The organism is Candidatus Kryptoniota bacterium, assembly GCA_036567965.1.
Lineage (GTDB): Bacteria > Bacteroidota > Ignavibacteria > Kryptoniales > JAKASW01 > JAKASW01.
In genome coordinates this window covers 94186-107588 of the sequence record DATCTN010000025.1, presented here as the reverse complement: position 1 = coordinate 107588, position 13403 = coordinate 94186, and the positions used below count along the sequence as shown (strand labels likewise).

General features: G+C 48.5%; 9 protein-coding genes. 8 read left to right on the top strand and 1 reads right to left on the bottom strand.

Features of this window, described 5'->3' with window-relative positions:
- Positions 1 to 523 precede the first annotated feature (523 nt).
- The 5 genes from VIS48_10510 to VIS48_10490 all read left to right on the top strand — a co-directional run bounded on the left by VIS48_10510 (position 524) and on the right by VIS48_10490 (position 8225).
- Complete coding sequence (locus VIS48_10510) at positions 524 to 3529, top strand: carboxypeptidase-like regulatory domain-containing protein (GenBank protein ID HEY9166581.1); 3006 nt, start codon at positions 524 to 526, stop codon at positions 3527 to 3529.
- A gap of 176 nt (positions 3530 to 3705) precedes the next feature.
- On the top strand, positions 3706 to 5421 hold the full coding sequence (locus tag VIS48_10505) for a T9SS type A sorting domain-containing protein (GenBank protein HEY9166580.1): 1716 nt from the start codon (positions 3706 to 3708) through the stop codon (positions 5419 to 5421).
- Between the two features lie 334 nt (positions 5422 to 5755).
- A complete protein-coding gene (galK, locus tag VIS48_10500) occupies positions 5756 to 6931 on the top strand; it encodes a galactokinase (GenBank protein HEY9166579.1) in 1176 nt (391 codons plus the stop codon).
- 467 nt (positions 6932 to 7398) lie between these two features.
- The gene (locus VIS48_10495) at positions 7399 to 7680 is read left to right on the top strand and encodes a hypothetical protein (protein HEY9166578.1); all 282 of its coding nucleotides are present in this window, start codon (positions 7399 to 7401) and stop codon (positions 7678 to 7680) included.
- Between the two features lie 65 nt (positions 7681 to 7745).
- Complete coding sequence (locus VIS48_10490; GenBank protein HEY9166577.1) at positions 7746 to 8225, top strand: DUF2012 domain-containing protein; 480 nt, start codon at positions 7746 to 7748, stop codon at positions 8223 to 8225.
- Positions 8226 to 8516: 291 nt separating this feature from the next.
- Here the strand turns inward: VIS48_10490 and VIS48_10485 are convergent, their stop codons facing one another.
- Positions 8517 to 9314 carry a hypothetical protein gene (locus VIS48_10485; protein HEY9166576.1) on the bottom strand — a complete coding sequence of 266 codons (798 nt, stop codon included), beginning with the start codon at positions 9312 to 9314 and terminating at the stop codon, positions 8517 to 8519.
- 513 nt (positions 9315 to 9827) lie between these two features.
- Here VIS48_10485 and VIS48_10480 point away from each other — a divergent pair.
- From VIS48_10480 to ggt, 3 genes are all read left to right on the top strand, one after another.
- Positions 9828 to 10892, top strand: coding sequence for a tetratricopeptide repeat protein (locus tag VIS48_10480; protein ID HEY9166575.1), 1065 nt, complete (start codon positions 9828 to 9830; stop codon positions 10890 to 10892).
- 177 nt (positions 10893 to 11069) lie between these two features.
- On the top strand, positions 11070 to 11519 hold the full coding sequence (locus VIS48_10475) for an SET domain-containing methyltransferase (GenBank protein ID HEY9166574.1): 450 nt from the start codon (positions 11070 to 11072) through the stop codon (positions 11517 to 11519).
- 151 nt (positions 11520 to 11670) lie between these two features.
- On the top strand, positions 11671 to 13353 hold the full coding sequence (ggt, locus tag VIS48_10470; GenBank protein ID HEY9166573.1) for a gamma-glutamyltransferase: 1683 nt from the start codon (positions 11671 to 11673) through the stop codon (positions 13351 to 13353).
- Positions 13354 to 13403: the final 50 nt, after the last annotated feature.

Here is a 13403-nt window from a genome sequence, read left to right as displayed (position 1 = left end):
ACTTTTCGCGTTGCTAACTATGTTAGCGCTAACAATTTTCGAGCGTCATTCGTCTTAAATCGGTGTTCTTAACGGCGGGAGGTAATAATTGAAAAATCTGGTTAGGGCCTGAGGTCGTCGATTTTTGTTAGCGCTAACAAATCTTCGTGCTATGTTGGCGCTTACTTGGTGCTGGAATCGCTAAAGGGAGATATTATTTGAAAGCTTGGTTACAGCCTATCCCCCCAAATGCCTCGATTTGCATGAGGACCACTGTGCGATTTCCTGCCGTATTCTACCATTTGCGGATATTGGCGATGCCTGAAGACCGACCCTCATTACTACCCGCGCGCCATCGTTATCCGCTCGTTCCGTTGGCTAACTCTAACCCGATCGCCCCCGCTCAGGGCCTCGAATGTGGGACACCTTACGACAGGCCATGTGGCAGTTGGCGGATCGGCGGCGATCTCCCCTTTATCTCGCGAAAGCCTCTTAAAATACACTGCGGTCGATTCCTTAAAAGTAGATGGAGGTAGAAATCAAAATGTTGGCAAAAGCTTATACTTGTTTTCTGGCCATCTTGATCGTTGCGGTAGCATCTCAATTATCGTGGGGCGCCACCGGCAGGATTACAGGCAAGGTTACCGACGCGAGTACCGGCGATGCCCTTCCCGGTGCCACCGTTCAACTTGTTGGAACTTCGATGGGGGCAGCTACAGACCTGGAGGGGAAGTATACAATATCAAATGTTCCGGCGGGTTCTTACACCTTACAGGCGTCATACATCGGCTGTAACACGCAGATGATAAAAATAGAGTTAAAAGAAGATCAGCAGCTTGAAAAAAATATACAGCTGGTGGCGGTGGGTGTCACCGCAAAAGAAGTAGTTGTCGCAGCCCAGGCGAGCGGTCAAAATGCTGCGATCAATCAACAATTGACCTCCAGCAATGTGGTAAATGTTGTCTCTGCGGCGCGTATACAAGAGCTTCCTGATGCAAACGCGGCGGAATCCGTCGGAAGGCTGCCGGGCATTTCACTTGTCAGAAATGGAGGCGAAGCCACGCAGATAGTGATCCGCGGACTTCAACCTCAATACAATATGATAACGGTCGATGGTATACCGATACCATCAAACGATGCTGGCAGCATTTCTGCCAGCGGTGCTTACGCTGCTCCTACTAACAGTCCTGGTGGCCGCGCGGTGGATGTAAGTATGATCTCGTCAAGCTCGCTGGAAGGAATTGAAGTCTACAAAACAGTTACACCTGATATGGATGCCGCTGTTCTTGGTGGTACAGTGAACTTTGACATCAGGGAAGCAAAAGGAACACATTCCGGTGCGCCTTCGGTTACTCTCCTTGCCCAAGGGGCGTATAATAATCTTATGGGTACATATAACGATTACAAGTTTGTCGCGAGCATAGAGAAGAGGTTCTTCGACGACCGTTTGGGAATATTTGTACAAGGAATTGCGCAAAGGCAGAACCTCACTTCGAACGAACTGGGAGGATCATACTATCAACCCGACAAACAGGACAAGCCCGACTCAATAGTCCTCGGCAGCCTGAATCTCTCTTTCGACCCGACACTAGAGCAGCGATATGATGGAACACTAACATTGGATTACAGATTGCCAAACGGCAAGATATCTCTCGTGAATTTGCTAAGTCACGGTACGATGACCAACGAATCCCACGATGAAACTTACGATCTCGCGAACTACGGCAATGATATACTATTCGGAACACAGAGGTCAACCAATGATCTCAATGTCATGACAAATATTTTGCACTATCAGCAGACTGTAAGTACGATCAACGTGAGTATGAAGCTTTCTAATTCGTACTCGGATAATTTTACTCCTAACGGTTGGAGGCTGGTATTTCAGCAGCTCTCAGCAGGGACAGGCGGCATACCGAATTATGAAAACCCTTTGCAGATCTCCAAAGCTGCTCAAAACATGATAAACCTGAATAATATGTTCTGGCAGGGCAACGCGACATGGAGAAGCTACAACAAGCAGAACGATATTCAGGGCTCGATTGACCTGGAGAGGAGTTTCAATCTATCGGACGAAGTCTCTGTGATGCTGAAGGGCGGAGGGCAATATAAATACACCACCCGATATTACAATTTTGACGACGGTTACGGGAGCTTGTATGGTGGCTATGCCACCGGACGCCGATTACAACTTGTTCAGGCTCTCCCATGGCTGACAAAACCGCCGTATAATCTTGATTCTACCGGCGCCAGAAACTTCTCGATTCTTGGATTCTACGATCCAAATATGAATTTTGGAAAATTCCTTAACGGCGACTATGGAATGTATTCCGGAGTAACTGCGGGCACGATCGGTACGATCATCGACGAATTAAAAACCCTTGGTCAGCAAACGGCCCAGCCGGAAACGGTTCCTGACTATGTTCCCGACGTGTACGGAAGTCTCGCGAGTGACTACACTGGAAACGAATTCAGGAGCGCTGAGTATCTGATGGCAACTATTAATCTCGGTGCCGAGTTAGCCATGATCACCGGTGTTCGGTATCAGGGACTTAAGACCACCTATACCGCCGCTCAGTTTATTGGAGATGCGGATGCCACCAATCCGTATCCGAGCTCGCTGCCCCACACCTGGGTAACAAAAGATGAATACCATGGATACTTGCTGCCGGACGTTAGTCTGAAGTATGATCCGTTTCTCTGGCTGAGTTTCCGTGGCTCGTATACTACCACACTCGCGTATCCGGATTTCAGCCAGATCGTGCCGAGAGAGGATGTCGCGAGCAACAGTGGTCACTATGTGGTCTGGAATAATTATGCATTAAAACCCGCGTATTCACATAACTACGATGTCCGGGTGGCGGTATACGACAACACTGTCGGATTACTTGCGGTCAGTCCCTTTCTGAAGCGTATCGATGATTTGATCTTCGGTCAGGGCACGTACATAACCGATCCTTCAAAATATCCGGGGGTTCCCAGTACTACAAAAACATTTTCGCTCTCTACTTATATCAACAGTCCGTTCCCGGTTAATGTCTGGGGAATTGAATCCGAGTGGCAGACGCATTTCTGGTATTTACCCGGTCTTTTGAGCGGACTGGTTCTGAACGTCAATTACACCCACATATTTTCTAAAGCGACATACCCTTACAACGTCACACAGCATTCGCCGGTCTATCCTTTTCCGACAGTACACATAGATTCCTCTTACAACGATAGACTCATCCAGCAGCCAAATGATGTTGTTAACCTTTCGCTTGGATATGATTACGGCCAATTTTCCATTTTAACCTCCATGATATACCAGTCAGAAGTATATAATGGTACGAACTTCTATAACGCGCTTCGTTCCGACAAAGCAAACTACGTACGGTGGGACCTCGCGGTGAAACAAGGTTTGCCATGGTTCGGTACCCAATTATTTTTTGACATCAACAATCTGAACAGTGCAAACGATAACTACTTAGTCAGAGGCTCCGGTTTTCCAACGTCAGAGTCTGATTATGGACTTTCGGCAGATTTAGGTCTCCGTTGGACACTGCAATGACTCACCAAAGGCAAACCCCGAAAATGCGAGAGGGGTTTTATGAGAGGAGCGTGTACGTGAATGTTTCGTCGCCGTCAGAACGCAAGCTCCGAAACAAGTCCGATTATCATGTGATCAAAAATTGTCGCCGAATTTTATTCCCGAAATATAACCAACAAAAGAAAGGATGACTTATCATGAAATCAGCTATCATCTCGTTGCTTTTGATCGCTGTTGTGTCACTTGCAACAGTGCCATCGGCATCGTTTGCCGCCCAAGGCGCTGATACTGTCATCGTATCGGCATTGCCTCCGGGCAACCTCAACAATTTCATAAACGCTGATACGGTTGCGTCGGGGTTGGTCAAACCTAATACCGTCTTTCTGTTGAAGCCAACCGGCGCTCTGGACACCGTTTATTACATGACTGCGCCTGTATCAGCGAAAGGGAGTGTCACTATCGTTGGCTACATCAACCCAACTACGGGACACCCTCCTGTAGTCGCGCCGTCGATTGCTGAGGACAACTCGTCGATTGGATATTTTTTCAATCCACAGGGAAATGATACTCTCACACTGAAGGGTTTATACTTCTTAGGTACGCGTACCGACAGCGTAGCTTTTACAGGCCGGTTTGTTCTTCCGGCCGGTGACAGCGATGTTTATATTTTTGACCGCTGTATCCTTGAGAATATTTCCGGCGCCGGTACTCCTAACCTTTTTGATACGTATAACCATGATCATGAGAGCTTTTATGTCACCAATTGCGAGTTCAGGAATAACCAGGATGATAATCCGCAGAATCCGGGCTTTGCGTGGGTGGATCCGGGAACATACCCGTGCGATACTGCGATATTCAAGAACAACACTTTCTTTCTAACGGGTGGTTACGTCCTGGGTTCATCAGGGTACGGTTGTGCATATCTGGATTTCGAGCACAACACTATTTTCATTTCGGGAGAGGGAGGAGCCTTTGATTTGTACCAAATGACCAACACAGTAATAAAGAACAACATATTCTTCAGCGTTTCCTCGACAGCCTACCCTGCGTCATGGTACAACAATACTCCCGGCAGTTGGGGATCTTCGCTAATCCCGATAGACTCGCTGCGTTCGCTGGTGGGATCTCCTTACGACTTGACGGAAGCTGCCAGGCACATCACGATCACAAACAATGCCTACTTCTGGCCACAACAAATAGTGAACAATTGGATGCAATATAAAGGCGGTGCTTGGGCGAGCGACAGCCTCCATTGGCCAACATTCATAAACACTCAGCCTGGCATGCTTACGAACACGACAGCGTGGCCCAACATCAATGTCGCAAACAACGATAGTGTCGACCCGGGATTCAATTCCGCACTGGTGACTCTGGCAGCAGGGAAAATGGTTGCATTTGTTGATACGTGTTGGAATAACGGCGGAACGGGCCAGGGAATACGCCCCTATGTGTACTCTCTCTATAATCCACCGTCACTAACGGGGGATTGGCCTGGCGTGGCGAGCAATTGGGCGACGACTCAGGGCTACCCTGTACCTGAGAATCTGAGATACTCAGGTTCGCTCACGGGCTCTGATGGTAAGCACCTGGGTGACTTGAATTGGTTCCCCGAGGAGTTGGCGGTGCGTCAGATCCCCAACGTAATACCTACACAGTTCGACTTGAGTCAGAATTTTCCAAATCCCTTCAACCCGACCACGACAATTAAAGTCAGCCTGACTCATTCGGGAGCGATGAGTCTGACTATTTACAACGTGCTTGGACAGGTTGTGCAAGTGGTTGACCAGGGTAATAGAGTAGCTGGTGAATACGTCTACAATGTCAGCTTGGATAAATTCGCCAGCGGAGTTTACTTCTATACCCTTCGACAAGGGACTAATTCGATTACGAGGAAGATGCTTCTTCTTAAGTAACGGGTTCTTCTCCTTCTGGAGTGACGGATCCTGCCTGCAGCCCTTCCCCGGCTGCAGGCGGTTCCCGATGTCCGTCAAAATGTTTCATGCGGCTCGGTAGCGCGCTTGAAATTTCTCTCCGGCATCCGAGCTGAGTATCGAAACACTCTATGAAATCGAGGATCTCCCTCTGTATCGAATGAAGATCTGCATTCGGAATGAGAAGCGTGAGATGTAAGACGCCCCCGTAAGCGTCAGGAAAATAAAAACCTGTTGGGGATCACGAAGGTGCATTCCAAACATAATTGAGATAAAAAGCCGAAAGGCTGTTCAATCTAAATCGGAGCGATTAATTTTGGAGTCAAATTCATCAATCGTCGACTTACTAAGGAGAGAATTCGTACGATTGTACGGTAACAATGAGAGGATGATCATAGTCAGGTCACCGGGCCGGATCAATCTGATCGGCGAACACACTGATTATAATGAAGGGTTTGTTCTTCCGTCAGCGATAGGCCGGGCCATTTATCTTGCCGTGGCACCGGGGAACGGCTTCGAAGTGACGGTGACCTCACTGGATTTCAAAGATAATTATCGTTTTGAATCGCGCAGTCCCGCAAGATCAGAGAAGGCATGGGCGAACTACCTCATCGGGGTAGTAGCTGAACTTGGCAAAGCCGGATATCCAGTCACCGGATTCAAATGTGTGTATGCCGGAGATATCCCGATAGGTTCTGGATTGTCATCCTCCGCTGCAGTGGAATCGGGGCTGGCGTTTGCTATGAACAGTATTTTCAACCTTGGCATAGAACGCGCCGAGCTTGCCAGAATAGCCCAGCGCTCCGAGAATGATTTTGTCGGCGTAAGATGCGGGATCATGGATCAATTTGCGAATCTCATGAGCAAAGGGGAATCGGCGCTGCATCTCGATTGCAGGAGTCTTGATTACGAATACGTCCCGTTCGTGAGGAAGGACCTGAGATTCGTCCTGTGCGATACAGGCGTAAAGCACAGTCTCGCGTCTTCCGAGTATAATCCGAGAAGACAACAGTGCGAGACAGGGGTGAAGATTGTGAGGAAATATGATCCGCGGGTTCAGAGCCTTCGTGACGTAGGACTTGAAATGCTGCGGGAACACAGGGACGAATTGGGTGATATCGTGTTTAACCGGTGCAGCTACGTGGTCGAAGAAAACTCCCGTGTCGATTCCGCCTGCAAATGTCTCGAGCAGAACGATTATGCCCGGTTCGGAGAATTCCTATATCTCTCCCATCAGGGCTTGAGGGACAAATACGAAGTAAGCTGCAGAGAGCTCGACTTGCTTGTCGAAGCGGCATCGAAGATCGATGGTGTTCTCGGCGCTAGAATGATGGGCGGAGGATTCGGCGGATGTACGCTGAACCTTGTGGAACGCGACTCGCTGGAAGATTTCAATGGAAAGATCAAGGAGGCTTACCTCGAGAAAACGGGTAAGTTGCCCCAGGTGTATGAATGCGATCTGATGCCCGGCACCGACGTAGTTCCCGATTGACCTTCGCAAGAGTGGTATCCGTATGGCGGCTTCTCAACTCAATCCGGAAGTGATTTGATTGTCGTTTTTTATACGCTGTGGGTAGCAGGAGCATTCAACAGAAAATCAAATGAGCCACCCGACGAAGGAATGAACTAACAATCGAGTATCAGTTCGGCTAATAACAGCGAATTGAGAAGACTGATATTCCTTACAAGTCAGATTTCTGGCTCACCTTTCTAATTCGATACCTACGAGTGGGCATTCTTTAACAGAAATTTAACCTCAAAAAAGATTGTTCGTTTTCCGAAGAGTGTTAAGTTGATCCTGTCATTGGGTTGTCTGAGAAGGATCGAATAAGTGGAGCCGGTCTTTATGGCAGATTGAAAATGTCGTTTGAAATCGAAAATGTAACCCGCACACTTTAGTTCGATAACACTCCTCAGAAAAGTCGCATTCAGAAAATTGTGTCAAGGAGTAAAGTGATTATGATTGCTTATGAGTTCAGAGACGGGGAAAGAAGCGTTGACTTAAACACCGATCCGAAAGCTTATTTGTGCGAGAGGATGATCAATATCGTTCGACCTGCATTTGCTGCAGTCGCCTGTCCGCTTCACGGGCAAGAGGCAAACGCGACGATCGAGATGAATCTCGCGAAACATCCACTTGAATGGGAGATCCGAAAAGTCTGTTGTGATTCATTCCGGGATGAAATAGAATCCGCAATGCCGTTTCCATGGACCGGCACGCCTCACCATCTTCAGCCTTGAGGAGATCTCTCCCGGCATCAGAATCCTCTTGAGAGTATCTGCATTGTCTTCGGGATTCCGATTTCATGTCGAGACATGACCCGACTCGAGCCGGCGGCTCCGGAATTGAAGGGTCCGTAAGAGACGCGACGACCGATGAGCCTTTGCCGGGAGCGACTGTGATGCTTGAGGGGACCAGCATGGGAGCAGCGACTGATCTTGACGGCAGGTTTGTAATCCGGGACGTTCCGCCGAGTTCTTACACAGTTCGAATTACTTACGTCGGTTATCAGACGGAAGAGATGCAAGTTCGTGTTGGTCCGGATATTCCTACCGGGCTCGAAATTAAGCTGACGGCAGCAGCACTTCGTGGAAAAGAAGTGGTTGTCACCGCACAGGCAAGCGGGCAAAATGCGGCTATAAACCAACAGCTGTCAGCCATGCAAATCACAAGTGTTGTATCAGCCGCAAAAATACAGGAGCTCCCTGACGCGAATGCCGCCGAATCGCTGGGACGCTTCTGTCAAACAAGACCTTCCATGGTACGGGATCCAGGTGTACCTTGACTTCAACAATTTGAATGGCGCCCGCGACACACAGATCAATCAGGGCGCAAATTTCCCGAGTGCCGAGGAGTTCTACGGCATGACCGCGGAATTAGGCCTGCGACTGAAGCTGTAACGGATCGTCAGCTTCCACTCCGTCATCGAATGACACGCCCCCAAAATTGTCCGCCATTGTTGAGCATGAAATCCGCACGCAGAAATTCACTTTACAGGAATCACAACGCGCATGAGTCCGGTCACGCGGTTCAGAACGTCTCTAACGGGAGTTGTGAGAGAGCGATAGGTTTTATTTTAAAAGCTGAAGCTTGCTACCGCACTAAAGAGCGCCGGCGAAATAAGCTGATATCCCCGAACATGAGTGACTACTGGAATTTTCAATTCTCCGTACAGATTGACCATCTGACTTAAATTGACTTGAACGCTTGGCGCCAGGTAGAGTCTATCGTATCCTGTATTGCTTGGGTCCGAGTTGACTCCGCTGTCAATGTCGCGGAACGAAGCAATGAGTTGGAGCATCGGGACAATCCTATATGTCTCCAGCAGATTGTCATAGTGAGCCCCTATGCTAAAATCAAAACTATCGCCGGGGCGATAACCATCACGCGCGTCAAACGAGTGTTGCCAGAGCGCCTGTGCATACCATCCCCAGTTGTCTTCCTGGCCCATTTGATACCCGCCAAGAAGCAAATCTGTCGTTCCACTTCCGATTTGCGTATCTCTGTCCATTAGCGACTGGTTGAATGGCCCGGTCGGGAGCTTCAAGCCAAATTGTATTCCGGTTGACATATCTTCAGACAAACCGGTGTACATTCCCATGACTCGTGTGTCACCAAATGCTTCATGGTCTACACCAGCCGCGCCCCCGCCATCCTCTTTGGTTTTGAAATATCTGTCCCATAATGGTGCTTCTATCATGACTCCCCAGTCTCTGGTTATCATGTCCTGTACCCCGAGAGTATAGAAGCTCGTTCTTATTTCCTTGTCGTCATTTAAGTCCGCTGATGCACCATGCCAGTTGCTCCAGTCTTTACCCTGATCCATGAAATCATACATAAGAGAAATCCGATATCCTGCTGAAATGGGCATCATCCATCTTGCACCAACTGAAAAGACACTGCATCCACATGCACAGCTGAAGACTGTGGCAGGTAAGAAGAATGCCGCTACTATCAAACAGGTAACAAAGCTTCCGAGTTTGTTCATCATATACCCGATTTCTTATAAGAACAAATCCGCTTGTTTCAAGTTCCGGTAAGATTGAAAATACAGAGCGATATCCTACACTTAAGTTCTGTAATAAGTTGTCCCGCCCGGTTTCTTGATCTTCCATTCCGCTAAATTCGATTCGAGCAACGATCAACCTTAGGAATATTCACAGTAGAATGCGACCTTATTAGAAATCATCCCAAGAAACGAGGAAAATTGAAATTGAAAAAACTTCCTCACAAATCCATTTTGGACCCTTATCTAATGTTGAGGACAGAGGACCCCAATGTGATTTCACGGATGCACGACAGCGGACGGAAATGAAATAATCAACCGATTTCAGGATCATTATACATCGACTGTTGCTCGCGATTCTACTTCAGGAGGGGGCTTACGATGAAGACATTATTGGTTATTGCACTTCTGACTCCGATTCTTTCAATCGACGCGCCGGGACAAACGAAATTCGACGAAGCGGTACGTCTCTACAATGAAGGGAGATTTGCACAATCGAAATCTCTTTTCCTGGAGGCGGCAAAGGAAAATCCTCAGAATGCAGAAGTGTATTACTATCTCGGCAGTCTCGTTATGGGGAGCGACTACGACGCTGCAATTGATTACCTGGATAAAGCGATTAGCCTCAACGGGGCAGTCGCGAAATACCATTTTATGCTCGGCGATGCTTACGGCGTCAAGGCACAGCGTGCGGGGATTTTCAGTAAGTTCGGTGCCGCCTCAAACTGTAAGGAGCAGTGGCTCATTGCGGTAAGTCTCGATCCTAAATATACAGATGCGAGAATGAGTCTTGTGGAGTATTATCTTCAGGCACCCGGAATCATCGGTGGAAGCGTGGAGAAAGCCGCGGCGCAATCGGACACGATCAAAAGCTATGATACGTACTCAGGATATCTTGCCGAAGCGAGGGTTCACGAATACCAGAAGGAGAAAGCTCAACAGGAAGAGTGCTATCGTAAGGCAATCTCCATAGATGCGAAAAAACCATTAGCGTATAGAGCTCTCTGGATTTTTTACATCGACGAGAATGACCGGACAAAAGCCGACGACGTATTCACCAAAGCCGTGGCAGCGGTCGACAATAAGTCTGACGTCTATTACCAGGCCGGACTGTATTATACCCAGAAAAATGACTTCACAAATGCTCGCCAGATGTTTGACAGCGCACTCAAGAGAGATCCGCAGAACTATCCCGTGTACTATCAGCTGGGGAAAGTGGACCTTCTCTCAGGAACCGACTTGGATAAAGGGGTCGCATGCTTTGAAAAAGCTCTCAATGCTCATGATGTGAAGAACGCCCCTGCACCCGAATATTGCTACTGGCGTATAGGGATGATATATGAAAAACTCGGGAAGGTCGACTCCGCGCGCGCGGCTTACAGGAAATCCCTGGAGCTTAACCCGGACCTCGAGGAGTCGAAGAAGGCTTTGGAAAAGTTGCATTGAGATACGACCGAACACTGCGTCTGTATGTCCATAAAGTGGAACGAACACACTACATCCATATTCTTTCGGATGGTATCGCTTGTGAAGATTCAAACTGCAATTGAATTTATTCCAGAGATTCATCTGAAATAATATTTAAAACGATTTCGGAATCTTATTGCCTCACTGGAGTGAACGTTGGCACTTAGTAAGAAAGTGATTGTTGAAACCAGAAAAGACAATCAGAGGGGTCTGTTCGCTGTGGAAGAAATAGTAAGGGATGAAGTATTGCTCACTTTTGATGGCCCCATACTGGATCACCCCACTCGATACTCGATCCAGATTGACGATGATAAGCACATTGAGGGAACTGACGATTCAAACGCATACCTGAATCATAGCTGTAACGCCAACACGTATGTGGACTGGAAAAAACTCTGTCTGCTGGCAAAAAGGAGCATCAAGGCCGGGGAAGAAGTCACAAATAACTACCTGACCACAGACTATGAGCTCACTGAGCCGTTCACCTGTACTTGCGGTTCACCAAATTGCGTCGGAGAGGTAAGAGGATTTAAGTATTTAACAAGAGAAGAGCAGGTGAAGCTGCGGCCGTGGTTACCTCCATTCTTGTTAGGCAAGCTTGATTAGCCACCTGTACTCGAATGTCCCGCCTGTGAAATTGGCGGATCCCCCAGATACCGTACTCACGACCACCATGATTGCCAATGGTTGATTGAATGTCTAAATTTTCCTTTAATAGAACTTTATGACACCAATCTCGGAGAGAAGGGAATATCACGTGAGTCGAGTTCTTCTTGCAGTTCTTTTTGCAGCAACGTCGACCGTTGCCCAGGTTTCCGTTCTGAAGCCGGCCTTCGGAACAAACGGAATGGTATCTTCTGCAGATTCGCTGGCGACGAGCGTTGGAGTAAGAATTATGAAAGAGGGGGGAAACGCCGTCGACGCCGCAGTAGCGGTGGGATTCGTGCTGGCAGTAACTTACCCTCAAGCCGGAAACATTGGTGGAGGCGGGTATTATTTGATCCATCTGAGCAATAGCGACAATTACGCGATCGACGCGAGAGAGTCCGCACCCGCTGCCGCAACATGCACCATGTTTCTCGACAGTGTCGGAAATGTCATTCCCGGGAAAAGTCTTGCAGGCGGGCTGGCTGTTGGTGTCCCGGGAAACGTTGATGGACTGCTCATGGCGGAAGAAAAGTTCGGCAAACTCCCTCTCGGTAAGGTCATGGCTCCGGCGATTGCGATCGCGGATACGGGATTCAGGGTCAACAAATGGCTTGAGGTCGGATTAGACAGCGCTGCGAGATTCATGAAAGATTTTCCATCTACGATGAAGTACTTCACAAAAGATGGCACACGGTTCAAGGAAGGTGATGTTATCCAACAAGGGGATCTCGCGAGAATTTTGTCAAAGATCGCAACAGAAGGCAGAGATGGATTCTACAAAGGTGAAATTCCGGAGTTGATCGCAAATGAAGACAAGGCGACCGGAGGTGTCATCACCGCGCAAGACGTTGAGAATTATCATGCCGTTATTCTTAAACCGATCTCGACTACTTATCATGGATATCAGATCGTAGGTATGCCGCCTTCAAGTTCCGGCGGAGTGTGCCTTGCAGAGATTCTTAACATTCTTGAGCGGTTCGACATTCGCAGATACGGTTATGGAGCCTCGCAGAGCCTTCATTACGAGATAGAGGCGATGCGACATGCATTCGCAGATCGCGACAAGTACCTCGGTGATGCCGACTTTTTCAAGGTGCCGGTGGAAAAGTTGGTTTCGAAAGAGTACGCAGCGACTATCGCGGCTGGAATAGACAGCTTCAAGGCGACTCCAAGTGGAGAAATATATCCTGACTTGATAAATCCGCCCAAAGAAGGGTCACACACGACGCACTACTCGATCATCGACAAAGATGGGAACGCGGTCAGTGTCACTACGACTCTGAACAGCTATTTCGGTTCGATGGTGGTTGTGGATGGGGCGGGATTTTTTTTGAACAACGAAATGGATGACTTCAGCGCAAAGCCCGGCACACCGAACCAGTTCGGCGCGATCGGTGCCGACGCCAACTCGATTCAGCCTGGCAAGCGGATGCTGAGCTCTATGTCTCCGACAATCGTGTTGAAAAATGAAAAACCGTTTCTTGTCCTTGGCTCACCCGGAGGGACGACAATTATAAATGCGGTCCTCGAAGTCATGTTGAATATCATCGACTTCGATATGCCTCTGGCTCAAGCAGAAGAGGCAGGGAGGATTCATCATCAGTGGGTCCCTGATGAGGTCCATTATGAAAAGTCGGCTCTTGTTTACGATGTTGAGCAGAGTCTCATGGCGCGAGGGTACAAGCTTGTTCCGGGAGATTACATCGGCGAAGTCCAGGCTATTCTCGTGTCGCCCGGCGGGTTCGAGGGAGTAGCGGATCCCAGAGGCGCCGGGACTGCGGAAGGATACTGATTCCAAATTATTCCGTCGAAGTACGGAGTCATTGAAAGAATCTGGATTGT

What these genes read in the sequence shown, in the direction of transcription:
- VIS48_10510 (HEY9166581.1), top strand. Translation starts at nt 524, where the DNA reads ATGTTGGCAAAAGCTTATACTTGTTTTCTGGCCATCTTGATCGTTGCG.
- VIS48_10505 (HEY9166580.1), top strand. Translation starts at nt 3,706, where the DNA reads ATGAAATCAGCTATCATCTCGTTGCTTTTGATCGCTGTTGTGTCACTT.
- VIS48_10495 (HEY9166578.1), top strand. Translation starts at nt 7,399, where the DNA reads ATGATTGCTTATGAGTTCAGAGACGGGGAAAGAAGCGTTGACTTAAAC.
- VIS48_10490 (HEY9166577.1), top strand. Translation starts at nt 7,746, where the DNA reads ATGTCGAGACATGACCCGACTCGAGCCGGCGGCTCCGGAATTGAAGGG.
- VIS48_10485 (HEY9166576.1), bottom strand. Translation starts at nt 9,314, where the DNA reads ATGATGCCCATTTCAGCAGGATATCGGATTTCTCTTATGTATGATTTC.
- VIS48_10480 (HEY9166575.1), top strand. Translation starts at nt 9,828, where the DNA reads ATGAAGACATTATTGGTTATTGCACTTCTGACTCCGATTCTTTCAATC.